Source organism: Streptomyces sp. NPDC004031, from assembly GCF_053604375.1.
The window spans coordinates 1-24,178 of record NZ_JBSGHL010000001.1; the positions used below are offsets into that span (position 1 = coordinate 1).

The 24,178-nt window shown below is 69.2% G+C and carries 17 protein-coding genes, 1 tRNA gene and 1 pseudogene; 16 read left to right on the top strand and 3 right to left on the bottom strand.

Annotation, left to right across the window (positions count from 1 at the left end; translation table 11 throughout):
* The first annotated feature begins 360 nt into the window (after window positions 1-360).
* The 4 genes from ACWERV_RS00005 to ACWERV_RS00020 all read left to right on the top strand — a co-directional run bounded on the left by ACWERV_RS00005 (window position 361) and on the right by ACWERV_RS00020 (window position 4,854).
* On the top strand, window positions 361-1,554 hold the full coding sequence (locus tag ACWERV_RS00005; RefSeq protein WP_452926627.1) for a DNA polymerase III subunit delta': 1,194 nt from the start codon (window positions 361-363) through the stop codon (window positions 1,552-1,554).
* 272 nt (window positions 1,555-1,826) lie between these two features.
* Window positions 1,827-2,897: a hypothetical protein gene (locus ACWERV_RS00010; RefSeq protein ID WP_452926630.1), complete on the top strand. Its 1,071-nt coding sequence runs from the start codon at window positions 1,827-1,829 to the stop codon at window positions 2,895-2,897.
* A 139-nt stretch (window positions 2,898-3,036) separates the two neighbouring features.
* Entirely contained in the window at window positions 3,037-4,686 is a 1,650-nt protein-coding gene (locus ACWERV_RS00015; protein ID WP_452926633.1) for an alpha/beta hydrolase, read from the top strand.
* Window positions 4,687-4,777: 91 nt separating this feature from the next.
* Window positions 4,778-4,854 (top strand) — tRNA-Thr (locus tag ACWERV_RS00020).
* Between the two features lie 43 nt (window positions 4,855-4,897).
* On the opposite strand, the pseudogene ACWERV_RS00025 reads toward ACWERV_RS00020, so the two are convergent.
* Window positions 4,898-5,668 (bottom strand): annotated as a pseudogene (locus ACWERV_RS00025) (tyrosine-type recombinase/integrase); the annotation flags it as partial.
* 160 nt (window positions 5,669-5,828) lie between these two features.
* Here ACWERV_RS00025 and ACWERV_RS00030 point away from each other — a divergent pair.
* Window positions 5,829-6,644 (top strand): SDR family NAD(P)-dependent oxidoreductase, encoded by an 816-nt coding sequence (locus ACWERV_RS00030; protein ID WP_452926636.1) that lies wholly within the window; start codon window positions 5,829-5,831, stop codon window positions 6,642-6,644.
* Between the two features lie 10 nt (window positions 6,645-6,654).
* Here ACWERV_RS00030 and ACWERV_RS00035 read toward each other — a convergent pair whose 3' ends face one another.
* The gene (locus ACWERV_RS00035) at window positions 6,655-8,028 is read right to left on the bottom strand and encodes a hypothetical protein (protein ID WP_452926639.1); all 1,374 of its coding nucleotides are present in this window, start codon (window positions 8,026-8,028) and stop codon (window positions 6,655-6,657) included.
* A 216-nt stretch (window positions 8,029-8,244) separates the two neighbouring features.
* Between ACWERV_RS00035 and ACWERV_RS00040 the strand changes: the two genes are divergently transcribed.
* The 7 genes from ACWERV_RS00040 to ACWERV_RS00070 all read left to right on the top strand — a co-directional run bounded on the left by ACWERV_RS00040 (window position 8,245) and on the right by ACWERV_RS00070 (window position 13,948).
* Window positions 8,245-9,765 carry a radical SAM protein gene (locus ACWERV_RS00040; protein ID WP_452926642.1) on the top strand — a complete coding sequence of 507 codons (1,521 nt, stop codon included), beginning with the start codon at window positions 8,245-8,247 and terminating at the stop codon, window positions 9,763-9,765.
* Entirely contained in the window at window positions 9,749-10,459 is a 711-nt protein-coding gene (locus ACWERV_RS00045) for a maleate cis-trans isomerase family protein (RefSeq protein ID WP_452926645.1), read from the top strand. Before ACWERV_RS00040 ends, ACWERV_RS00045 begins: the two co-directional genes overlap by 17 nt.
* A complete protein-coding gene (locus ACWERV_RS00050; RefSeq protein ID WP_452926648.1) occupies window positions 10,456-11,280 on the top strand; it encodes a hypothetical protein in 825 nt (274 codons plus the stop codon). The genes ACWERV_RS00045 and ACWERV_RS00050 overlap by 4 nt, the downstream gene beginning before the upstream one ends.
* Window positions 11,277-12,095 carry a PfkB family carbohydrate kinase gene (locus ACWERV_RS00055; protein WP_452926651.1) on the top strand — a complete coding sequence of 273 codons (819 nt, stop codon included), beginning with the start codon at window positions 11,277-11,279 and terminating at the stop codon, window positions 12,093-12,095. The genes ACWERV_RS00050 and ACWERV_RS00055 overlap by 4 nt, the downstream gene beginning before the upstream one ends.
* 21 nt (window positions 12,096-12,116) lie before the next feature.
* On the top strand, window positions 12,117-13,064 hold the full coding sequence (locus ACWERV_RS00060) for a nucleoside 2-deoxyribosyltransferase (protein WP_452926653.1): 948 nt from the start codon (window positions 12,117-12,119) through the stop codon (window positions 13,062-13,064).
* Window positions 13,061-13,561 (top strand): hypothetical protein, encoded by a 501-nt coding sequence (locus ACWERV_RS00065; protein ID WP_452926656.1) that lies wholly within the window; start codon window positions 13,061-13,063, stop codon window positions 13,559-13,561. Before ACWERV_RS00060 ends, ACWERV_RS00065 begins: the two co-directional genes overlap by 4 nt.
* An 81-nt stretch (window positions 13,562-13,642) precedes the next feature.
* Window positions 13,643-13,948 carry a hypothetical protein gene (locus ACWERV_RS00070; protein WP_452926658.1) on the top strand — a complete coding sequence of 102 codons (306 nt, stop codon included), beginning with the start codon at window positions 13,643-13,645 and terminating at the stop codon, window positions 13,946-13,948.
* 54 nt (window positions 13,949-14,002) lie between these two features.
* Here the strand turns inward: ACWERV_RS00070 and ACWERV_RS00075 are convergent, their stop codons facing one another.
* Window positions 14,003-15,682 carry a DUF6119 family protein gene (locus tag ACWERV_RS00075; protein WP_452926661.1) on the bottom strand — a complete coding sequence of 560 codons (1,680 nt, stop codon included), beginning with the start codon at window positions 15,680-15,682 and terminating at the stop codon, window positions 14,003-14,005.
* Window positions 15,683-15,913: 231 nt separating this feature from the next.
* Here ACWERV_RS00075 and ACWERV_RS00080 point away from each other — a divergent pair, with 231 nt between their 5' ends.
* From ACWERV_RS00080 to ACWERV_RS00095, 4 genes are read left to right on the top strand one after another with little or no spacing between them, the layout of a single operon-like run.
* Complete coding sequence (locus tag ACWERV_RS00080; RefSeq protein WP_452926664.1) at window positions 15,914-17,659, top strand: N-6 DNA methylase; 1,746 nt, start codon at window positions 15,914-15,916, stop codon at window positions 17,657-17,659.
* Complete coding sequence (locus ACWERV_RS00085) at window positions 17,656-19,695, top strand: type I restriction-modification system subunit M (protein ID WP_452926667.1); 2,040 nt, start codon at window positions 17,656-17,658, stop codon at window positions 19,693-19,695. The genes ACWERV_RS00080 and ACWERV_RS00085 overlap by 4 nt, the downstream gene beginning before the upstream one ends.
* Window positions 19,683-20,918 carry a restriction endonuclease subunit S gene (locus ACWERV_RS00090; protein WP_452926670.1) on the top strand — a complete coding sequence of 412 codons (1,236 nt, stop codon included), beginning with the start codon at window positions 19,683-19,685 and terminating at the stop codon, window positions 20,916-20,918. Before ACWERV_RS00085 ends, ACWERV_RS00090 begins: the two co-directional genes overlap by 13 nt.
* A gap of 15 nt (window positions 20,919-20,933) precedes the next feature.
* Window positions 20,934-24,155, top strand: coding sequence for a type I restriction endonuclease subunit R (locus tag ACWERV_RS00095; RefSeq protein WP_452926673.1), 3,222 nt, complete (start codon window positions 20,934-20,936; stop codon window positions 24,153-24,155).
* Window positions 24,156-24,178 lie beyond the last annotated feature (23 nt).

The following is a 24,178-nucleotide window of genomic DNA, read 5'->3' on the forward strand; positions in this document are numbered from 1 at the left end:
CCCGCGCCCCTGGGGGTGCCCGGCGGGGCATCGCGCACCCGGTGCGTGGGTGGGTCGGGTGCCGCCACGGGGCACCTCCTCGGAATGCGCGTACGACCTCACCCGCACCCTCGACGGAGTCGATGCGCATTCCTGCGGGGGCACCCCGCACCGTCCCCCTCCGGGGAGCGTCGGCGGCCGTCCCGCCGGTGGGGGCGGAGGAAGGCTCGCCCGGCGGGGCAAGCGCACCCCGCACCGTCCCCCCCCCGGCGGGAGACGCGGCTGCAAGCCGGTGGGCGGAGAGCTCGCCCGGCAGGGCGAAGAGGCGGGGATGTCACAGGGATGGCGCAGAATGGACCGCGTCAGCGAAAGGAGTGCGCGGTGAGCGTGTGGGACGACGTGGTCGGGCAGCCCCATGTCGTGGCCGAGCTGGCCGCGGCCGCGGGGGATGCCGACGCCGTCGTCACTTCGGGCGCGGCGGGCTCGCGGATGACTCACGCGTGGCTGTTCACGGGGCCGCCCGGGTCGGGGCGGGCGACGGCCGCGCGGGCGTTCGCCGCGGCGCTGCAGTGTGTGAGCCCGGACCGGGCGCTGGGCGGCGCGCCCGGGTGCGGGTTCTGCGAGGGCTGCCACACGACGCTGGTCGGCACGCACGCGGACGTGGAGTTCGTCCGCACGGACCTGCTGTCGATCGGCGTCAAGGACACCCGTGACCTGGTGCGGCGGGCGTCGATGTCCCCGGCGGGGGGCCGCTGGCAGGTGATCGTCCTGGAGGACGCGGACCGGCTCACCGAGGGCGCGGGCAATGTGCTGCTGAAGGCGGTGGAGGAGCCGGCGCCGCGCACGGTGTGGCTGCTGTGCGCGCCGTCCGTCGAGGACGCGCTGCCGACCATCCGTTCGCGCTGCCGGCTGCTCACCTTGCGGACGCCGTCCGCCGAGGCGGTCGCGGATGTGCTGACGCGGCGCGACGGCATCGATCCGGGTCTTGCCGCGCAGGTGGCGCGGGCGACGCAGGGGCACATCGACCGGGCGCGGCGGCTCGCGACCGACGAGGCGGCCCGCGAGCGGCGGGCGGCCGTCCTGCGGCTGCCGTCGCGGGTCGGCGACATCGGGGGGTGTCTGCGGGCGGCGCAGGAGCTGGTGGACGCCGCGGCGGAGGACGCCAAGGCGGTCGCCGAGGAGGTGGACGCGAAGGAGACGGAGGAGCTGCGCGCGGCTCTGGGCGCGGCGGCCGGGACCGGTGGGCGGATGCCGCGGGGTACGGCCGGGGTGATGAAGGATCTCGCCGACCGGCAGAAGCGCCGCTCGACGCGTACACAGCGCGACACCCTGGACCTCGCCCTCACCGACCTCGCGGGCTTCTACCGTGATGTGCTCGCCGTTCAGCTCGGTTCGGACGAGCGCATCGCCAATGTCGAGGTCGAGGACGGGATCCGCCGCCTGGCCGCGGATTCCCGTCCGGAGCAGAGCCTGCGCCGTATCGAGGCGGTGCTCGCCTGCCGCGAGGCCCTCGACCGTAACGTCGCTCCGCTGCTGGCCGTCGAGGCCATGACGCTCGCTCTCCGTACGGGCTGATCGGAGCCGGACCGCGGGCGACACGCCGGCTGCTCACGCGCGCACCGCGCCGGTGGACCGCCCCGCGCGGTCGCGTCGGCTCACCCCTCCTCCCGCCCGTCGGAAGCGGTCCCGGACCCCACCCCCGCGTGGTGGTTGTGCGGCGTTCGGGTGATCGCGGGGCGGAGTGCGTGACGCCAGCAGGGGCTGGAGCGGTGGGCGTTGCAAGGTGCAGGGAGGGGGCTGCCTGCCCGCCGTGGCCCCTGCGGGGGCGCCGTCCCGAGGGGGTTGCCGTGGCTGACGTCGTGTGGTCCGTGCTGGTCGTGCTGGCCGGGGCGGCGGCCGTGCTGCTCGGGCACCGGGCGGTACGGCACTGGTGGGCGGAGCGGGCCGGGCGGGCCTACGAGCTGCCCGTCGACCGCAACGGCACCGTCCTGCGCGCCGGGGCCGCGGGAGCCGCCGCACTCCTGGCCGGGGTGCTGGCCCTTCCGCTGCTCGGCGGCGGAGCGGGAGGCGGGGGCGGAGCGGGCGGTGCGAGCGGCGCGGGCGGAAGCAGCGCGGCCCGGGTCAGCGCCGACGGCGGCAAGGCGTCCGGCGCGCCCGTGCCCGCGGCCCCGTCGCGTACCCCTCAGCCCGCACCCCCGCCGCCGGCGATGCGTACCCTCGGCTATCCGGCGGGCGGCACCCTCGACGTGCTGGCGGACGGCACCCGCGTGTGGCTGCCCCCGTGGTACGCGGCGCCGCAGGGCGTACGGGTCGCCTTCCCGGTGGCCGTCGCCCATCTGCCCGCGGCGCGGGAGGCGGACCTCTTCGACGGCTTCGCCCTCGCCGCCCGGCGCGGGCTCGCCGACCCCTTCGTCCTCGTCCTGCCCGTGGACTGCGCCCACACGGGCGCCGCCCTCGCCGACGCCGGGCGGCACTTCCGCGTGCTGCCCGCGCGCGGCGGCACGGGCGTCATCGGCGTCGGTGCCGGTGCTCCCTGCGCCGTGAACGCAGCGCTTGCCACCACCGGCCGTTACGGCGCCGCCGCCGGTGTGTCCGGTCTGTACCCACCGCCTGCCACCTCGCCCTCTTCGTCGCGCCCCGCACCGCCTCCCCTGCTGCTCGCTTCCGCCCCCGGCGAGACCGCGGCCCGTACCTCCGCGCAGCGGCTGCGCGCCGCCCTCCACCCGCGCGGGACCGACGACGTACGCCTCCTCGACGGCGTGCCCGCCCGCCGTGAGCTCTTCGCCCAGATCGCCGGCTACCTCACGGAGAAGCTCGACGGCCCCGCCACGACCACCCGCACCCCGCCCGCCACCGTCCCCTCGCCCCCTTCGCTCTCCCCGCCCTCCGCCGGCCCCCATAACAGCCCCACCCGCTGACTACCCACGCCACACCGGCCCGCAATCCAGCAAACCACCGCAAAAAGAGCATTCACCCGTGAGAGGGACACCTCGCGGAGCGCCCGCGGCGGACCCCCGCTACGCTCGCAATCATCCGACGGGAGGACCTGAGCCGCCGATGCACCTCACGCGCCTGCTCCGCCTCCCGGCCGCCGCGCTCGCGGCGGCCGGGCTGCTGCTGTCCACATGCTCGGCGTGCTCCGGCGACGGCCGCCCGGCCGCCTCCGCGTCCGCCGCGGCCTCCTCCCCGTCGCCCGGGACGGCCGCGCCCACCGCCGGATCCGGCGCGGGCACCGCGACCGGCGCGGGCGCGCAGCCCGCCACCGAGGCGACGCTCAGCCCCCTCCCGGCCGCGACACCCGCGAACCTGAAGCCGTACTACAAGCAGAAGCTCGCCTGGCACTCCTGCGGTGTCCCGGGCTTCGACTGCGCCACCATGCGCGTCCCGCTGGACTACGCGCACCCCTCCGCCAAGTCCGACCTGAACCTCGCCGTCGCCCGCAAGAAGGCGACCGGCCCCGGCAAGCGGCTCGGCTCGCTGCTGGTCAACCCGGGCGGTCCGGGCGGCTCGGCCATCGACTACATGCAGTACGCGGCCCTCGGCTACCCCACCGCCGTCACCGACCGCTACGACATGGCGGCCGTCGATCCGCGCGGCGTGGCCCGCAGCGAGCCGGTGAAATGCCTGACCGACAAGCAGATGGACGCCTACACGGCCGTCGACACCACCCCCGACGACGCCGCCGAGCAGGGCGAACTCGCCACCGCCGACCGCGGATTCGCCGCGGGCTGCAAGAAGATGTCCGCCGCGCTGCTCGGGCACGTCTCCACCGTCGAGTCCGCGCGCGACATGGACGTCCTGCGCCAGCTGCTCGGCGACGCCAAGCTCAACTACGTCGGCAAGTCGTACGGCACCTTCCTCGGCGCCACCTATGCGGGCCTCTTCCCGCAGCGCGTCGGCCGCCTCGTCCTGGACGGCGCCATGGACCCCTCCGTGGACGCCCTGGAGAGCAGCCGCACCCAGGCCGGCGGCTTCGAGACCGCCTTCGACGCCTTCGCCGCCGACTGCGTCAAGCGCTCCGACTGCCCGCTCGGCCGCACCTCCACCGCCGACGCCGGCAAGCACCTCGACGCCCTTTTCGCCGCCCTGGACAAGCACCCGCTCCCCACCGGCACCTCCCGCCCCCTCACCGAGGCGCTCGGCACCACGGGCGTGATCGCCGCGATGTACGACCAGGAGGCCTGGCCCTCCCTGCGCGGCGCCCTGATCAGCGCGAACAAGGGCGACGGCGCACCGCTGCTCAAGCTGTCCGACGGCTACTACGAGCGGGACGACACCGGTAAGTACAGCAATCTGATGTACGCCAACGCCGCCGTGAACTGCCTCGACCTCCCCCCGGCCTTCCGCTCCCCGGCCGACGTCGACAAGGCGGTGGCCTCCTTCCGCGCCGCCTCCCCACACTTCGGCAAGGCCCTGGCCTGGTCCTCCCTGGTCTGCGGCTACTGGCCCCTCCCGGCCACCGGCCACCCCGAGCGCATCCCCGCCAAGGGCGCCGCCCCGATCCTCGTCGTCGGCACGATCCGCGACCCGGCCACCCCCTACGCCTGGGCCCAGTCCCTCGCCTCCCAGCTCACCTCCGGCACCCTCCTCACCTACGACGGCGACGGCCACACCGCCTACGCCCGCGGCTCCACCTGCATCGACTCCGCGGTCAACGCCTACCTCCTGTCCGGCACCGTCCCCCCCGCCCACAAGAAGTGCACCTGACCAGCCCCTCCACCCGGTCACGACCACCCCCCAGAACCCTGTAGACTTTCCCCCGCTGCGCCTGCCAACCTTGGCCCTACGCGCGCAGCACGCCGCCTTAGCTCAGTTGGCCAGAGCAACGCACTCGTAATGCGTAGGTCTCGGGTTCGAATCCCGAAGGCGGCTCCACGAAAACCCCAGCTCAGATGCTTCTGAGCTGGGGTTTTGTTGTTCAGCGGATACGGCGGCGGCGCTGCGAACGTGCGCTCCGGCTGCTGGCGGTCTCAGTTGTGGTCTCAGTAGGGGCCGCGGGAGCCTGCGGAAGGAAGGTCTCGCCGATGCGGTTCATGGCGTTCTTCGAGAGCTGGGAGCGCCCCTTCACGTAGCGGCGCGTCTGGGCGATCTGCGTGTGCCGCAGAATCTCCATGATGGTCACGATGTCGACCCCCAGCTCGTTGAGGATCGTGCCGGCCGTGTGCCTGCTGCCGTCGTAGAGGCGCCGGTCATCGATGCCCGCTTCGGCAAGGATCTCCTTGAACTCCTCCCAGTCCTGGCGCGGATCGAGCGGCCGTCCGTCGTCGCGGGTGAACACCGCCCCGCACTCCTGCCAGGCCTCGCCAGCCGCGGCCTTCATCTCTTCTTGCTGGGCCTTGTGGTCGACCAGGTACGGGATGAAGGGCGGCGGGATCGGCACCTCCGACCGGCTCTTCTTCGTCTTCGGCCGGGTGAAGACCAGCCCGCCGCCCTTGCGGTCGGGGCAGGCGCTCGCGTGCTTGGTGCAGCTCTCAGTGCAGGGCTTCGGGCAGCCGCGCTTGTAGCCCTTGTGCGCGCCGCAGGCCGGGGGACAAGCGTCGAACCGGTGAAGCCGGGTGCCGCACTCGTGGGGGTCGGAGCAGCCGTGCCGCCAGGTGAGCCGCTGGAGCTGCCACTGCGGATGGAAGAGCGCCGCTTCGAGGTCGACGTACCGCCAGCGCAGACCCAGGCATTCGCCCTGCCGGGAACCCCAAGGCGAGGCCGATCGCCGGCACACCGGCGGGCGACGACCTCGCCGCAGGTCCTTGAAGCGGTAAGCATCAACAGAAGCGTCTCGGCATCGCTCGCGGCAGGGGCAACAGGGGGTGTAATCAGGCAGGCAGGGGTGCAGGCAGGACCAGGAGGAAGCGATGTCCACCATCAGGGAGACCGGCGCAGTGGGCGGCCGGGGCGGTCGCTTCGAAGGGCGCCGGATGGTCGTGACCGGTGGTTCCCGTGGTCTTGGAGAGCAAGTCGTCCGGCTGCTGCTCTCAGAGGGGGCCAGGGTCGCGACGTGCGGTCGGACAACCGCGCACCTTGACGCCCTGCGCGACGCCTTGGCACCCTCCGATCGCCGTCGCCTGGTCACGCGAGTCCTCGACGTGGTCGAACCAGGGGCCGTCGAGACCTTCGTCGCGGAAGCCGCCGACGAACTCGGCGGCCTGGACGGAGCCGTCGCGAGCGCAGGCGGGGCACGGGGTCGCGGTATCGCCGACGCCACGCATCTGGACTGGACGACGACCTGGGAGATGAACGCGGGCCACGCTGCCCGGCTCATCGGGGCGGTGGCTCCCCACCTGCGGGCAGCCGGCGGCGGGTCCGTGGTGGTGGTCTCGTCGATCTCGGGCTCTCGGCCAGGTCCCCAGGCTCAATACGGCGCAGCCAAGGCTGCTCAGATCCACATGGTGTCGTCTCTGGCGCGGGAGCTGGGCAGCGACGGCATCCGGGTGAACGCCGTCAGCCCGGGTTCGATGCTCATCCGTGGAAAGCGCTGGGACCGGATGCGGGAGGAAGACCCGGCCGCCTTCGACCGGTTCCGCGACGAGTTCCCCGGCCGTGAGTTGGTCACCCCCCGGGAGGTGGCCGACGTGATCGCCTTCCTGCTGTCAGCAGAGTCCCGGGGGGTGACAGGAGCGAACATCCCCGTCGACCGAGGGCAGAACGCCCCCACACCTGACGGGTACTGACCAGCCGACCTCAGGCCGCCTCGCCGAGAATCGGCCGAGCCTTCCGCTCGAAGTCACGGACGAGAGCCTCGGCCCGGCGTGGGGCGAGCCGGGAGCGGAAGTCCCGGAGTGCTTGCACCGACCGTTCGCTGTGGACGTCTCCCAACTGGTCGAGCGCACGCGTCGCCGTTCCGAGGGCCTCGTCCAGACGGTTCTGCTGGAAGAGGGCCGTCGCCAGCACGGAGCGGCTGATGGCCTGCCGACGTCGCCGGTTGGCGTTGGCCCGGACGGACGCCGCTGCCAGGCGCTCCGCCTCCGCGGACTCACCGAGATCGCGGTGGACGAGGGCGGCCTCCGCTTCCAGGTAGTGATGGTCCAGATATCCGACCCAGCGGGACTCCTCGTCGGCCCCACGGCTCAGGCCGAGCGCCGCGTCTGCGGCGGTCAGGGAACGAGTGGCCTGCTGGGAATCGCCAAGCGTGGCGTGACCACGGGCGGCCATCGCGTGCAAGCGCATCAGCCCGAGCGGACTGCCCGCGGACTTGGCGGTGGCGATCCCGGCACGGGCGAGCGATACCCCCTCGGCCGGGTTGCCGAGGTTGGTGGCCAGATGGGACATGCCGGCCAGGATCTGGCCGCCGAGTACATGGTCCCCGCCTTCGGCGGACAGTCGCAGAGCCTGGGTCATGTACCGCTGTGCGAGGCCGTAGTCAGCGGAGTCGTACGAGCACCACCCGGCCATCGCGGCGAGTTTGGCAGCCGACGTGAAGAGAAGGCGTCGCTGGTGGGGCGGCGTACCGCGCTGTTGCAGCAGTGGCGTCAGCTCCGTGCTGAGGTAGTGCACGATGCTGGGCCTGACGCCGCCACCACCGAACCTGTTGTCCATCTCGTCGAACATGCTGATCATCGCCTGGACACGCTGCCCGGGACCTCCGCCCGCAACGGCGGCCAGTCGTGGCGCCTGGTCCTCCTCCAGGAGCCAGAGCAGCCACTGGCGCTGCGGATCAATCAAGGCCGTCGCCACGAACGGAACGGTCCCGAGCAGACTGCGGCGTGAGATGCCGGTGGAGCCGAGCTCCGCGAGAATGTGCAGCGTTTCGGCCACATCTTTACGATACGTCAGCGCCTTTGCGACGACCGGGCGCTGCGGCTCGGTGGGAAAGGCCAGATCGACCTGCGTCACCGGACGCCCGAGGAATCCTGCCAGGGCAGCGGCGATGAACTCCGGAGCCCGTCCGCGCGGGATCATGCCGCTGAGCCACCGGGTAACGGATGCCTTGTCGTATCGCGACACCACGCCCTGCGCCCACCCGAGTTCGTTGACCTTGCGGGCTAAGGCCGCATGCGAGCAACCGGCTTCGAGGATCACCGACCCCAGCGCGGCGTTCCCTTCTGCGGGGGCCATTGTTCCTGACCATGCTCTGATGATGCCCTGCCGATCACGCGGCGTCCCAGCCTTCGTACGGCAGGTAGCTGATTTACAACCCCTCTACAACCGAACAACCCTGACGACCCCTCGTCGGGAGCCTGTCCCCGCCCGAAACTGAGAACGCGGAGGCGGGGGTCCAGCGCTCCGGGAGATCCAACGGCCTGAGGCGCCCCCGCCAGAGGGAGGGGAACGATGAGCCCAGTCGTGATCTTGGATTGCTTCACCGTCGAGCCGAGCGGCCTCGGTGTGCCGCCCTACCTGTCGACGTACGTCCGGAGCGCGTGGTCGGTCCTGCGGCGGTCCCGGCCGGACGCCGACGTGCGGTACCTGACGATCGACGACGTCCGCTGGTGCCTCGCGGGCGGAAGGCCCGCTGTGGAGCCGCCGCAGAGCGATCCCCTGACGTACTCCGTCACCGCCAACCGCGACAACGCCATCCAGCTCCTGCGTGACGCCGAGCTGGTCGTCGTGGTCGCCGGTGACGCGGTGCCGTCCGTCCACCTGCACGCCGTGAACGGCTCACCCGAGGAGATCGCCCGTGCCCTCGCGTGTGTCCGGGGCCGGCGCTGCCTTCTCGGGCCGTTGTCGGCGTACGTGCACGACGCCCCCGCGCAGTACGCCGGGCTCTTCGACGCCGTGCACGCGGCGACCATCACGTCCAGAGACGTCACCCTGGGCAGCCGCCAGGCAGCGCCGTACGACCTGATGCGCGGCGAGCGGGACGACTTCAGCGGGCTGGTCGCGCAAATGCCGTGGCGACCGATCGCCGAACTGGAGCTGTACCGCGGGTGCACGCGCCGGAAGTTCTGCGACTTCTGCAACGAGCCGGCCAAGTCGCCGCTCGTCGCCTTCCCGGACGTCGAGGACGTCGTGGAGGAGGCGGCCCAGCTCTACGCCGCCGGGGTCCGCAACTTCCGGCTCGGCCAGCAGACCTGCTTCTTCTCCTACCGCAACCGGGACGAGGAAGCGATCCGGGCTCTGCTCGGCGGTATTCGGGAGCGTTGCCCGGAGCTGGAGGTGCTCCACATCGACAACGCGGATCCGCTCGCCGTGGCCGCCCCGGTCGGGGCGCGGATCGCCAAGCTGGTGGCCGAGTACTGCACTGAGGGCAACTGCGCGCCGATGGGCATCGAGACCTTCGATCCGGCCGTCGTCGACCGCAACAACCTCACGTGCACCCCCGACATCCTGATGCGTGCCGTCCAGCACATCAACGAGGCCGGGGCGGGCCGCGGCCCCGGCGGACTGCCGAAGCTCCTGCCCGGCCTGAACCTGATCTACGGACTGCCCGGCGAAACCCACGGCACCCACGTCGCCAACCTTCTGGGCCTGAGCCGGATCCTCGACGCGGGGCTCCTGTGCCACCGCACCAACGTCCGGTTGGCCCGCGCCTTCCCGGGAACGCCGCTGGCCGCCCTCGGCCAGCAGGACCCCCTGCCGTCCGCCGAGCACTTCGCCTCGTGGAAGGCGGACATCGACTTCGGCTGGGACCAGCCGATGAAGGAACGGGTGTACCCCACCGGGTTGCGCGTCCCTGGCCTGCACTCCTACTTCGTCGGCCAGAGCGGCACCTGGTGGCGCCGCCTGGGCTCGTACTCGATACAGATCATCGAGCGCGACACCGCCACCCCCGTGGGAACCGTCGGCGACCTCACCGTCACCGGCCATGCCCCTCGGATGATCTATGGAGAGCGCTTTGCCGCAGCAGCCTGAGGGCACCCTCGACCTGCTCGCGAGGCTTGACGAGGGCAGCAGCCGCACAGTCCGCGTCGGGGTGCTGCTGCCCTGGGCCAACGTCGCTGTCGAGACCGAACTCCCGCGCCTGGGCCTGACGCGCACGGTCTTCCACCACGCCCGCCTCGTGCCGGAGTCACGGACCACGGCAGTCGACGGCACCTTCTGGAACGGCCTGCGCGAAGCCGCCGCCGGAGCACTGGACTCGTTGTCGCACGTGCCACTGGATGCGGTCGTCCTCGCCTGCACCTCGGCGGGGTTCACCGGCGGTCCCGACTTGCCGCCCGGCGTTGTTACCGCGTTCGACGCCCTGGCCAGCGCCCTGACCGCGGCCCGACTGCGGCGAGTCGTCCTGGCCGCGCCCTACCCGAGCCCGGTGACCGCGGCGGAGAGCGACGCCTTGGTCAAGGCTGGCATCGACGTCCTGGCCCACACGAGTCTGGGGCTCGATGACGGCTATCCGGCGGTCAGTGCGGAGGAAGTGCTGGCCCTGATCGGCAACCTGCCGGAGAGGGCGGTGCAGGCGGCCGACGCCGTGGTGCTGTCGTGCACCGGGTGGCACACCCTGTCAGTCGTCCAGGACGTGGAGCAGGCAACCGGCAAGCCCGTGATCACGTCCAATCTCGCCATCGGGCTGCTGGCAGCCCGCCTTTCCGCCGGAGCAACCCTGTGACCCTCGAACGTCCAAGGCCTCGCGCGATCGACAACCGGCGCATCCACCGTCTTGTCGAACGGGCCGCCGCCCTGCCCGACGTTCGCACCGAGGTCGAGGCCAACCACGACGACAACCGGTGGTGGCCGCTGTCCATCACCGATCCCCGCATGCGCATGCTCGCCGCCGGCTGGTCCACCCGGGTGTCCTACCGGATGGTGGAGACCTACCGGCACGTGATCCTGGCGGCCGACGCCCGCGGGTTCGACGCGCTGGCGAACGCGTCGGACGGCGACCTCGCCGCGCTGGTACGGCCGATCGGACTGCCCAGGACCCGGATCGACTATCTGCGCTCGCTTGCCGACCTGCTCATGCTGTGGGACAAGCAGGCGATCGATCCGTCGTCTACCGCCACGCGTGTCGACGACCTCGTGGCGGACTTCGCCGAACGGGTGCGCGGCGCCTCGTTCAAGGTCGCGCAGTGCGCCCTGCTCAACGCCCGCGGCTATCACAGCGGCATCATCCCGGTGGACTCCGGAATGGTCGGCAAACTCGCGCCCGCCCTCGGCATCGAGCTGCCCAGCGGTGCGGTGGCCCACGAGAGGTTCCGGCACATCCTCGAAGCGGCGGTCGACGCGCACCGCGACGATTTCCGTTCGCTCACGATCCGCCACAAGTACGCGGTGACCATCCCGGACGGCGTCGAGCCGACCTGGTGGGTTCACCTGGTCCTCATCTACTTCAAGCGCCTTTACCTCAACGGTCCGTCGCCTCGGCTGTGCACTCGCCGACCGGTGTGCACGAAGGTGGTCGACTGCTCACACCGGAAGCGCGGAACGTGACCGCGCTGGCCGTGATCGGCAACGTCTCCCGCGACACGACGCGCTACCCCGACGGCCGAGGAGGCACAAGCCTCGGCGGCGCGGCACTGCTGACCTCGCTGGCCGCCACCCGGGCCGGACTCCGAGCCGGTCCGATCTGCGTCTTGGGTGACGACCTTGCCCACCTCCCGGAGGTCGCCGACTTCGCGGCGCTGGAGTGGTCGGCGGCATCCCGACTCGCTGGCCCGTCGCCGTCGTTCGGCCTTACCTACGACATGGCCGGCGAGCTGCTTGCGGTCAGCACGGATTACGGCGTCGCCGAGGGACTCACCGACCACGTGCTCGCGCACCTGGCCCGCTCTGCCGGCGGCACGTACCACGTCTGCTGCCGGCGCCCCCTCGGCGTCCGCACGGTCCTCGCCGAGCTGACCAGACAACGGGTCGACTTCAGCCTCGACTTCTACCTGCCCAGCGCCGCGCCCCTGATCCGGGAGGCTCTTCCCTGGCTGGCGGACGCTTCCACCGTCTTCGCCAACGCAGCCGAATACCAGGCTCTCCGGGGTCTGGTCGATGTCGCCCGCCTGCGGGAAGTCGTGATCACCGACGGCCCCCGCACGGCGCGCGTTCTGGAGTCCGGGCGAGCAATCGCCGAGGCCCGGCCGCCGAGCCGCGCTGCTCGCGACGTGACCGGCGCTGGCGACACGCTGGCCGGGACCTACCGGGCCCAGCGTTCCCAAGGCGCCACTGCTCAGCAGGCGCTCGCCCGAGCGGTGTCCGCGGCCGCCGACCACATCACCGCACCGCCCCTGCCGATCCCGGCGCCCCGCCGCGCCTGACCCATCCGTTGGGAGCACCCGGTGTACTACATCGCTCACAGACTCTTCGCCGCGCACGACCGCGCCTTGGCCGCCGACCTCTCCGAGCGCCTGGCCGACAAGATCGGACCGGATCGCGTCTTCCTGCCTTTCTGTGACACCGACGAGGAGCAGTTGGTCGCAGAGGTCAAGGGACGACGTCTCTTCGAGCTGGACCGTGAACGCCTGCGTCGGATCGACGCGATGGTGGCCGTCCTGCACGGCCCGAGCCTGGACGACGGCGTCTGCATGGAGATCGGGTACGCCTGGGCGTGCGGCGTGCCGGTCGTCGTACTGACGACGGACTTCCAGACGTACTCGCTGACGGAGGACGGTCCGCAGCTCGAATTCCCCGATCCGCTGATCGAGGCGGCGGCGACGCGCGTCATCCGGCTGCCCCGCCTCGGCCCGCCGACCACCATTCCGGAGTCGGGTGCGGCCTCGCGCTTCACCGCTTTCCGCGAGCGCAACCTCGTACAAGTGGCGTCTGCACTCGACGCAGCCGTCGAGGCTCTGCTCGAACTGCCGACAACCGCTCGATGCGAACCCCGCCTCCTGGGGAGCGGGACGGTGTTCATCGAGCCCTCTCCGTACAGCCGTCAGGGTGTCGATTACCTCGTCCAGGCGTTCGTCTCAGCCGGGCACCACATTGTCGTGCCGCAGCGCTTTGCCGCGCCTGATCCCGTCGCGGCTGCTGTGGCAGACCTGACCGCCGCTGTAGGCGCGACGCGCCTCCTTGTCGACGTCTCCGGACCGGAAACCCCACCCGGTGGCGCCCTGCTCATCGGCGCCGCATGCGCTATCGGCACACCCACCGCGGCCTACGTCCGTCGAACCAGCTTCACACACGCCGTCGGTCGTGAGCCGAACTGGCGGAACCTCATGATCCAGTACGCCGTGCAGACCCGGCTCGATACGCCGGAGGCTGTCAGAGCCTGGCTGTCGGCATGAGCGTCGAACAGATCGCCGCGGGCCACCGGACCCTGGTCCTCGAAGGGTGCGACGGAGTCGGAAAGACCACCCTGGCACGACGCCTGTCCGTCGACCACGGCTTCAAGGTGGTGCACTCACCACGAACCCCCGACCATCTCGACCTCGCCAGCCGGTACCGAGCGATCCTGGCCCAGGAGGGCCACCTCCTGTTCGACCGCTGCTTCCTCAGCGAACTGGTCTACGGCCCCCTCACCCGGGGCCGCTCCCGCCTCACGTGGAGCGAGGCCATCGACCTGGCCGAAACCGTCATCGCCCGCGACGGCCTGCTCGTCCACCTCACCGCACCGCCGGCCGTCGTCCACCAACGGCTCCTCACCCGCGACGGCGAGGCCATCGCCCTGGAGGACGTCCAGGCGCTGATCACGGCATACCGGCGCGTGTTCGACACCCTGGCGGACTACGCACCCGTGCTGACGATCGACACCAGCACGCTGGACATCCCCTCGACAGGGTGAACTTCCCTACCCCTCTCCAGGGACGCGTTCCTCACCTCGCTAGGCTGCGACCGCACCTGCTGCCGCGCCGTCGGAGGAGCCATGGACATCCGGTCCGCCCAGAAGCTCGCCTGGGAGAACAAGACCGCCAAGGGCTTCAACACGACTGACGTGCCACTGGAGTTCGGCCTCCTCACCGCCGAGATCGGCGAGGCTTTTACCGCATGGCGCAAGGGCCTCCCCGACTTCGGCGAGGAGCTGGCCGACGTCTTCCTCTACCTGGTGGCCCTGGCCGAGATGAACGGCATCGACCTCGGCGACGAAGTGGCCCACAAGATCGACAGGAACACCCGCCGCACCTACGAACGCGACGAACGTGGTGTGCCGATCCGGGTTGGCGAAGGCTGAGCCACTCTGCTTGCAGTCTCCGGGCGGGCACCGGCGGCCTGTCGGATGGGCGCTTCAGCGTCGAATCGCGATGACCTCCACCTCCGCGCCCATGGCGCGGAGCCGCCGCGCCGACTGAAGGAGGGAAACCTGCGCGAAGGCGAAGAGGGAGCCGACCGTGATGTCCTGGCCGCCCTTGAGGAGGATTGCCAGAACGACTTTCAGGGTCCCGAAGTCTTGGAGCAGACGGTGGTCCGGGTTGCGTTCGGCGACCTGCCGCAGATACTCGGTGCGGATTTCCCGGTCGCTGCGGAGGGTCTCGACAGCGGTGACGGCTTGGGCGAAGAGGTGGTTCAACGGGGCGGTGCCGCTGGGGGCCTTCTTGACGCAGATCAACTGGTTGTCCGGGCCGAGGACGTCGCACATCTCCAGCCCACCGCCGTTGAACTTCTCGGTGACGATGTTCTTCTTGTCGAAGAGGAGGTAGCCGTCCTGGGCTGCTGCCTGGTGGTTGTACCAGTCCTCGTCGTGAGAGTCCCGCTTCTTGGTCAGGACTCCTCGCGGCCAGGGGGGCAATTGGACGCTGGGCGGCTTGCTGAGCAGTTCCCGGAGCTCCTCCTCCAGGGTTTCGATGAACCCGGCCCCCACCTCGTACCACTTGCCATGTCCGAAGAAGTAGCGGGTTGTCCCGACCGGGACGTCCGCAATGAGCCATTCCTTGCCGGTGGTCGCGGGTCCGGCCGGTGTCGTCAGGTCGTCATCGCTGAACATGGTGATCCGCAGCTGGCCCAATGCCTTGAGGCGCTCGCCCTTGGGCTTTTCGGCGACGAACGCGAGGACGGCCGAGAGGTCGAGCTCAGAGGCCTCCTCGGTGCGGCTTCCCGACGTAATCCTGAATGCCTGCGCGGACCCGAAGCCTTCCTGGCAGGACTCGGGGACCCCCAGAGCCAGCCGGAGGTGGTGCGGGTCGGTGAGCATAGCCTCAAGGGCGGCCAGCGCCTCGACGGCCTTGCGGCCGTGGTTGTCCAGGGTGTGGAGCCGGTCGACGAAGCGTAGTTCCGGCAGCGGGTCGGGGCGCGCGCACACGTCTTCTATCGTGCGCAGGTCGTCGAGGAACTCTTCCGGAGTGGTTGCCAGGGGCAGCTTGATGGTCGACTCCGAGCACTCGACCCGGATGCGCTTGGACGCGCCGGACGGCAGCGAGGTCAACGGGATGTCGCTGACCGTTCCGCAGATACGGCGGACCACCGCGCCGAACCGGTCGAGTCCGAAACCGTCGATGCGCTCGCCCCGGGAGACGGAGTACTCGTCGACGCGACCCCGTCCGTCCATGATCTGGTTGCGGATCTTGATGATGCCGTTCTCGTCCAGGCAGCGGGTGGCGAAGTCCAGCCCGAACTCGTCGTCCCGGTAGTACGGGTCGAGCATGTGCTGTCCCACGCCGTAGCTCAGCGCGTAGAAGCCACGCGCGGTACGCATGAGCACCAGGCCGGCGGCGGAGTGATTCCGTTCGTTGACCTGCAGGCCGGTGATGCGCTCGACAGCAGCGCACCAGTCCGCCCGGTCCCTGGGGATGCCGCCGTTCACCAGCAGCCCAGTGACGCCGGGCCGGCCGAACTCGCGGGCCTGATAACCGGGCCGGTCGAGGTAGTGGCGTCGCACCAGCGAGCGGAGCTCCACCGTGCCGCCGTCGGGGACGACGAGTCGGTGCAGCGTGGACTTGCGGGTACCGGTGGCCTTCTTTGTGGCGGTCACGTCGTGCTCCTTCGAGTCGCGGGACGGATGCGGAGGTGCGGGGCTCATTTTCGTTGGTGTTGTGCGGTCAAGCGCTCGTGGCCGTACCGGCGGGGCACGGTTCGCTGCCCGGGGGAGTGGCGCCGCAGGCAGCGTGACGGCCGACTACCGTCAAGTGGAGCACCAAGTCGTTAACATCGTCAACTTACAATGACTTGTTAACGGATGAGAGTGGAGTGTACGATGATTCGCATGGGTAGAGAAGAAGAGGATGGGGCTGTGGCTACGGCGACCGCTGCGGAGCTCGCGCGGATGGCCGGGGTCACGCGCGCGGCCGTGTCCAACTGGCGACGGCGCCGCCCGGACTTCCCGCAACCCGTCGGGGGAACCGCCGGGAGTCCGCTCTTCTCAATCGCCGCGGTCCAGCAGTGGCTGAGCGAACAGCGCGCTGGGCGAGAGGTCACCGCAGAGGTCCGGCTCTGGCAGGAGCTTCGGAGCGCGTACGGCGAGGAGATGGTCAAGGCGCTGGCCGCGGTGGGCGAGTATCTCGACGGTGGCGACGGAGAGTGGACCGATGAGGCGGTCCGCTCGGCCGTGGACGGCCTGTCGGCCGAACGAGCGCCCGGCGAGATCGTGGATGGCCTGGTGGCCCGGTTGGTGCAGTCCACCGGGCGCGCTGGGCTGGACGGGGCCTCGACGCCACGGCTGGTATGCGCGGTCAGGGAGTTCGCAGGGGATACCGACGGCATCGTCTTCGACCCGGCATGCGGCATCGGCTCGCTTCTCGTTTCGGTCGGGGGATCCGCGGTGGTGGGCAGGGTGGGCCAGGACACCCACGCGGACGCTGCCCGCCTGGCCCAGGTTCGTGGGTTGGTGTCGCCCCCGGCGGTGGGCGCCTCGGTCGAGGTCGCAGTCGGGGACTCACTGAGGAATGACGCCTTTCCCGCGCTCCGTGCGGATCTGGTCGTGTGCGAGCCTCCGACTGCCGTGGCCGACTGGGGCCGTGAGGAGTTGCTCATCGATCCGCGTTGGGAGGCGGGTCTGCCCTCACGTGGGGAGAGTGAACTCGCCTGGCTGCAGCACTGCTTCCACCACACGGCCTCCGGTGGTCGGGCCGTGGTGGTGCTGCCCGCGTCGGTGGCCCACCGTCGCTCCGGGCGCCGGATCCGGGCGGAGCTGGTCCGTCGCGGGAGCGTCACCGCGGTGGTGGCACTCCCGCCGGGCCTTGCCGCCAGCCACGGGTATGCGCTCCACCTGTGGCTGCTGCGCCGCCCCGCGGCTGTCGGGGAGGCCGCAGGCACCGTGCGCATGGTGGACCTAAGTGTCAACGACCCCGACGGTCCGTGGAGCCCGCACCCGGACCAGGAGGTCGAGGTGCCACTAATCGATCTGCTGAGCGAAGACGTAGACCTCAGCCCCGGCCGTTACGTCCGCCGACCCGCGCCCGACTACGCGGCGGAGTACGCAGCGTTGCGCGAGGACCTCTCGGCTCGGCTGGCGCGGTTGCAGGCGCTACTGCCGGAACTGCCGGTCCGGCATGATGACGGCGCTGAGACAGACGAAGGCGCTCCGGTGGCGGTGAGCGACTTGCTGCGGGCGGGACTGGTCACGCTTGACGGCGATGAGCTCGCCACTGTGGGCGAGCGGCTGGATCCAGACTACGTGCGCGGATTCGCCGCCGGCGCGGGGAATACGAGGCGGAGTACATCGTCCTCCGGCACCTTCCGAGCGGATCTGCGGGCGGCTCGCCTGCCCCGCATGGACATCGAACGGCAGCGCCGCTACGGGAATGCCTTCCGCTCGTTGGCTGAATTCGAGCGCGAACTCGGTCGGCTCGCCAGGATGGGTGACCAGGCGGCGAAACTGGCCCGCGACGGCCTCACCGAAGGCGCGCTCGATCCGCCGCCGGTGCAAGGTGGCGGCCAGACCTGTGCGGAGAACGAGAACACGATGACCGAGGAGGACCACGCAGTGGGCCGAGAGGACAGGACACGTTGAGCAAGAATCAGGAACTGGCCGACTTCATCTGGTCGGTGGCGGACCTGCTGCGAGGCGACTACAAGCGCTCGGAGTACGGGAAGGTCATCCTCCCGCTGACGGTGCTGCGCAGACTGGACTGCGTCATGGCACCGACCCGTAAGGCGGTGTGGGACCGGGCAGGCTCCTACACAGGGGAGAACCGGGACGCACTGCTGCTGGCCGCCTCCAAGCTCAAGGTCTACAACCTCTCCGAGCAGACCTTCACCACCCTCAGCAACGACCCGGCCAATGTGGCGAAGAACCTTAAGGACTATATCCGGGGATTCTCGGCCGAGGCGACCGAGATCATCAATCGCTACGAGTTCCACCTCCAGATCGACCGCCTCGACACCGCCGACCTGCTCTACCAGGTCGTGCGCAAGTTCGCTGGCCTCGATCTGAGCTTCGAAGCTGTCGACAACCACGAGATGGGCTACGTCTTCGAGGAGCTCATCCGCAAGTTCGCCGACGCCTCCAACGAGACCGCCGGTGAGCACTTCACCCCACGCGAAGTCATCGAGCTGATGGTCGAGCTGCTGCTCGCCCCGGATGACGACCGCCTGACCGGCGAGGGTCAGGTCGTCAAGATCCTGGACCCGGCCTGCGGCACCGGCGGCATGCTCTCAGCCACGGACGACCACATCCGCAGGCTAAACCCGCGCGTGCGCGTCAACCTGTTCGGACAGGAACTCAATGCCGAGTCGTACGCGATCTGCCGGTCCGACATGCTGCTGAAGGGTCACACCGCCCAGAACATCCGCTTCGGCAACTCCTTCAGCCATGACGGCCACGACGGCGAGACCTTCGACTACATGCTTGCCAATCCGCCCTTCGGTGTGGAGTGGAAAAAGGTCGAGAAGCTCGTCCGCCAGGAGCACGAGGACCGCGGCTGGGACGGCCGCTTCGGCGCCGGCCTGCCCCGCATCAACGACGGCTCGCTGCTCTTCCTCCAGCACATGATGGCCAAGATGAAGCCGCTCCAGAAGGACGCGGCGGGCGACCAGGTCGGCGGCACCCGGCTAGCCATCGTCTTCAACGGATCCCCGCTGTTCACCGGCGGAGCCGGATCGGGCGAGTCCGAGATCCGACGCTGGATCATCGAACACGACTACCTGGAGGCGATCGTCGCCCTCCCGGACCAGCTCTTCTACAACACCGGCATCTCTACGTACTTCTGGATCGTCACCAACCGCAAACCCGCCGACCGCAAGGGCCGCGTCATCCTGCTTGACGCCCGCGACCAGTGGACCAAGATGCGCAAGTCCCTCGGCGAGAAGCGCAAGCAGATCACGCGCGAGCAGATCAACCACATCTGCGCGACGTACCGCGACGCGCTCACCATCGCCGCTGACGAGAGCCACCCCGAGCACGGCCGAGTCAAGATCTTCCCCAACCGCGACTTCGGCTACCAGCGCATTACCGTCGACCGCCCGCTCAAACTCCGCTTCGAACTCACCGAGGACTCCCTCACTCAGCTCGGCACGTCCGCCGCGGTGAAGAAGGCGCTCGGAGGTGAAGGAACCGTCGAGCTGCTGCTCGCCGCGCTCAAGCCACTGCTCGGGTCGCAGTGGTCCACCAAGGCCGAGGCATGGGATGCCCTGCATACGGCGATGGTGACCGGGGGCGTGCTATGGCCCTCTGCCGCACCATTCCAGAAAGCCATGCGCGATGCGGTGGGTGTGACCGACCCAGAGGGGGAGGTCCAGCTCCTCAAGGGCAAGCCCGAGCCCGACCCTGACCTGCGCGACAACGAGAACGTCCCGCTGGGCGAGGACATTGACCAGTACCTTGCCCGCGAGGTACTGCCGCACGTGCCGGACGCATGGATCGCGGAGACCCGCAATCCGAAAACCAAGCAGATGGAGCGCTACAAGCTGGGCTACGAGATCCCCTTCACGCGCAACTTCTACGTCTACACCCCGCCGAGGCCGCTTGCCGAGATCGACGCAGAACTGAAGTCCTTGGAGGCCGAAATTCAGGCGCTGTTGGGGGAGGTGACGCAATGGCAACTGTGACTGCAGGCTGGTCTCGTTCCCGTCTTAAGTACTTGGCTCGGCTCGACTACGGCCTAGGCCAGCCACCGCGTTTGAATGAATCCGGAGTTCCTATTCTTCGTGCCACCAACATCAATAGGGGAAAAATCACCCCGGCTGGCTTGATTTACGCTGCCAAGAGTGACCTGCCGCTTGATCGAGTTCCCTTGCTTCGGGCAGGTGAAATCCTAGTTGTCCGGAGTGGGGCCTACACCGGTGACTCGGCTCTCGTCACAGATGATTGGGTGGGTAGCGCGCCTGGGTATGACCTGCGTGTTACTCCGAAGGGTGTCGTTCCCCGATACTTGGCTTATTGTCTACTGGGCTCTGCCGTGATGCAGCAGATTGATATTTCGAAGAATCGAGCTGCGCAGCCTCATCTAAATGCGGAGGAACTCGGCGAAGTTGTTGTTGACTTTCCCGAAGTTTCTGAGCAGCGCCGTATCGCCGATTTTCTCGACGCCGAGACCGTGCGGATCGACAAGCTAGTGGCGCTTCGCTTGCGCCAGCGAGATGCAATTCGGACCCGGCAAAGTATGCACACCGAGAGGTGTCTTGCGGAGTGCTCCTCGGGGGAATGGACTCGTGTGAAATACCTACTCCGAGTTCGACCTCGTTATGGAGTGCTTGTTCCGGCGTTCGAAGATGAAGGGATCCCCTTTATTCGAGTCAATGATCTGCTGGACCTTCCTGGTCGGGCAAGTGGGTTGGCGAAGATTTCTGCAGAGCTCTCGAATCAATATGCCCGAACAATCGCCAGGTCCGGCGATGTGTTGGTAAGTGTCGTAGGTACTCTGGGTAGGGCGGCGGTCCTCCCAGAAGAGCTTGTTGGCGCCAATATTGCAAGGGCTGTTTGCTCTATCCGTTTGCAGCCAAAGGCTAACTCGGGTCTTTTTGCTGCTTGGATCGGCACGAGCGAGTTCGAACGCCAAGCGCTTCTCGCCACTGGAACAGACTCTGCCCAGCCCACGCTAGGGATGGAAGATCTGTCGAATTTCGCCATTCGATGGCCCACGGACCCTCGAGAACAGGACCTTGTTGCCAGCCGAGTGAGAGAGGGGCAGGGGGTGCACGCGGACTTGGTCCAACGCACAGATCGCCAGCTTGCCCTCCTTGCCGAGCGGCGCCAAGCCCTGATTACCGCTGCTGTCACCGGCCAGGTCGACGTCACCACTGCTCGGCCCACGTACGACCGCGATCTCTGAGGGGGAGACGGACAGATGAATGACGCCAGCGTGTACACGGAGAAGGCTTTCGAGAACGCTGTTGAGGCGGCGTTGCTGCGCGGCGGTTGGGAGCGCGGGCTGTCGAACACCTACGACCGTGCCCTGGGGATCGATACGTCCGAGCTGGCGGCGTTCCTCGGTGCCTCGCAGAACGACGCCTGGCTGGCGCTTCGGGAGGCGTACGGGGAGGACGAGGAGCAGGCGATCGGGCGGTTCGCGAAGCGGGTGGCGCGGGAGATCGACTCGCGCGGCCTGCTGGACGTGCTGCGGCGGGGGGTGAACGACCGGAACGTGAAGATCCAGCTCGCGTACTTCCGTCCCGCGCACACGCTCGCTGCGGATGCTCTCGCTGAGTACGGCGCCAACCGCCTCACGTTCGTGCGGCAGTTCCACTACTCGGCGTCCCGCCCGGCCGACACCCTCGACATGGCGCTCTTCCTCAACGGGCTGCCGGTCGCTTCGGTGGAGTTGAAGAACGGGCTGACGGGGCAGACCGTCGAGGACGCCAAGCGACAGTACAGGCACGACCGTGATCCGAAGGAGCTGTTCTTCGCCAAGCGCACTCTCGTGCACTTCGCGGTCGAGCCGACGCTGGCCTTCCTGACAACCCGGCTGGCCGGGGAAGGGACCCGGTTCCTGCCCTTCAACACCGGCACCGGCGGCCCCGGCCAGATCGGTGGTGCGGGCAACGTTCCAGCGGGCACGGACGGGTCCTACCCGACCTCGTACCTGTTCGACGAGGTATGGGCACATGACAACTGGCTGCAGCTATTGCAGCGATTCCTGCACGTGGAGGATGCCGCGGCGAAGGCCGGGCGGGCGCCATCCTACAAGCCGGGCGCCGCGCACACGCAGCCGCTGATCTTTCCGCGGTTCCACCAGTGGGACGCCGTGCGCAAGCTTGTCGCGCACGCGGTCCGTCACGGGGCTGGGGAGAACTACCTGATCCAGCACTCGGCCGGCTCCGGCAAGTCGAACACGATCGCGTGGCTGGGGCATCACCTGTCGACTCTGCACACCGCGGCCGACCCGGCTCTCCTCACCGAGAGGGCTCGGGCATCCGGCCTGGGCACGAACGCCCTGGTCTTCGACAAGGTGATCGTGATCACCGACCGCCGGGTGCTGGACAAGCAGCTCCAGGACACGATCTATCAGTTCGACCACAAGCCGGGGGTGGTCGTGCGGATCGACGAGAATTCCCAGCAGTTGGCGGACGCGCTGACGGGCCCGACGGCCCGGATTGTGATCACCACGGTGCAGAAATTCCCGTTCGTGCTGGACAAGGTCGCGGGGTTGGGCGGGCAGCGCTACGCGGTGATCATCGACGAGGCGCACTCCTCGCAGGGCGGGGAGAGCGCAGGGGCACTGAAGAAGGCGCTGGGTCGGCTGGGCTCGGACGCGGTGGATGAGGACGGCGACCCGCTGACGGCTGCCGCACTGGCCCGCGGCAGGCAGCCGAACCTGTCGTTCTTCGCGTTCACAGCGACGCCGAAGGCGAAGACGATCGACCTGTTCGGCACCCCGGGCGTCAATCCCGCCTCGGGTGAGGAGGAGAAGCGGCCCTTCCACGTCTACTCGATGCGTCAGGCCATCGATGAGGGCTTCATCCTCGACGTCCTCGGCAACTACGTCACGTACGCAACGTACTTCAAGCTCCAGGAGGCGGCGGCCGACGAGGCCGAGCAGCAGGTCGATCCGCGTAAGGCCCGCTCGAAGCTTGTGCGGGCCGCGCTGATGTCGGAGGCGTCGATGGCCTCCCGTGCGAAGATCATTGTGGACCACTTCCGGTCGCACTCCGCACCGCGACTCGGCGGCAGGGCCAAGGCCATGGTGGTCACCTCCACCCGTGAGCACGCCATCCGGCTCTACCAGGCCATGCGCAGCTATATCGATCAGCGCGGCTTCACCGACTGCGGGACTCTGGTCGCGTTCTCGGGGGCGAAGACCCTGGACGGGATCGAGTTCACCGAGGCCAAGCTCAACGGCTTCCCCGAGCGAAAGCTGCCCGACAGCTTCGGCTACACCCGAGCGGACGACGCGAACCCGCCGTCGGTGCCCAAGCCGGAGTACCGCATCCTGGTCGCCGCCGAGAAGTACCAGACCGGGTTCGACCAGCCGCTGCTGACCACGATGTACGTGGACAAGATCCTGGTGAAGCTGGCGGCAGTGCAGACGCTGTCGCGGCTCAACCGCACGCATCCGCTCAAGACCACCGATGACCTGTTCATCCTCGACTTCGCCAATCGACCCGAGGACATCGAGCAGGCATTCCAGCAGTACTACGAAGCGTCGATCACCGAGCCGACCGACCCCAACCTGCTCTTCGACCGCGAGCGCGAGGTGATGGCCTACCGGCTCCTGGTGGAAGCCGAGATGGATGCCTTCGCCACCGCGTACTTCGCCGCCTTCCAAGGGGGAGCGGCGACCGACTCGGCGGTGATGAAGGCCCACGCGCGGCTTTACGGCTACCTCCAGCCCGCCGTCGACCGCTTCAACGCGCTAGAGGCCACCGAGCCTGAGACAGCGGCCGACTTCCGCCGTGCCCTGGAGTCCTACACCAAGGCTTACGGCTGGCTCTCCCACGTCATCGGGTTCGAGAACCTGGAGCTGGAGCGGCTCTACCAGTACGGGCGCTTCCTGCTGCGGCGCTTGCCCGCGCCCACCCGCAGTGCCGGCGCGGACATCGGCGCAGTGGTCCCGAGCCATATGCGTATCACGCAGACCGGCGCCCCCGAGCTGCAACTGGAAGCCGCCGGTGAACAGGTGCTACCGGGCCTCGTGCCCGAGGTGGGCGCGGCGGCGGCCGAGGCAGAGGAGATGTCCCTGGCCGAGGTGATCCAGTCCGTCAACGCGGAGTACGGGACCGGACTGTCTACGGCAGACCAGATCATGCTCGGGCAATTGGTCGTCGCCGTCAGCGAGGATCCCGAGTTGCGGGCCATCGCTCTGCACCAGGACCGTGAGGTCTTCGGCGGTGAGCTGGAAAAGGACCTGGACCGTATCGTCATCGACCAGGCGGCCTCTAACGACGCCCTCATGGTCCGTTACTTCGACGACAGCCAGGTCAACCGGCTCTTCAAACAGGTCGCGACGGAGCAGGCGTATCAGCTCATCCGGCGGCCGGTGCGGCGTGAGGCCGAGCGCCGGGCCAGCCAGCAGCGGGCTGCCGAGCTTAAGTCCACGCGAAGCCGTACGGCCGAGCCGCCGACGGAATAGCCTGTGTGCCCTGCACGGTCGGT

Bases quoted from the DNA above. Each gene is read 5' to 3' on its own strand.
- ACWERV_RS00030 (WP_452926636.1), top strand. From the start codon at position 5,829: ATGTCCACCATCAGGGAGACCGGCGCAGTGGGCGGCCGGGGCGGTCGC.
- ACWERV_RS00065 (WP_452926656.1), top strand. From the start codon at position 13,061: ATGAGCGTCGAACAGATCGCCGCGGGCCACCGGACCCTGGTCCTCGAA.
- ACWERV_RS00035 (WP_452926639.1), bottom strand. From the start codon at position 8,028: ATGGCCCCCGCAGAAGGGAACGCCGCGCTGGGGTCGGTGATCCTCGAA.
- ACWERV_RS00095 (WP_452926673.1), top strand. From the start codon at position 20,934: ATGAATGACGCCAGCGTGTACACGGAGAAGGCTTTCGAGAACGCTGTT.
- ACWERV_RS00070 (WP_452926658.1), top strand. From the start codon at position 13,643: ATGGACATCCGGTCCGCCCAGAAGCTCGCCTGGGAGAACAAGACCGCC.
- ACWERV_RS00080 (WP_452926664.1), top strand. From the start codon at position 15,914: ATGGGTAGAGAAGAAGAGGATGGGGCTGTGGCTACGGCGACCGCTGCG.
- ACWERV_RS00015 (WP_452926633.1), top strand. From the start codon at position 3,037: ATGCACCTCACGCGCCTGCTCCGCCTCCCGGCCGCCGCGCTCGCGGCG.
- ACWERV_RS00090 (WP_452926670.1), top strand. From the start codon at position 19,683: ATGGCAACTGTGACTGCAGGCTGGTCTCGTTCCCGTCTTAAGTACTTG.
- ACWERV_RS00040 (WP_452926642.1), top strand. From the start codon at position 8,245: ATGAGCCCAGTCGTGATCTTGGATTGCTTCACCGTCGAGCCGAGCGGC.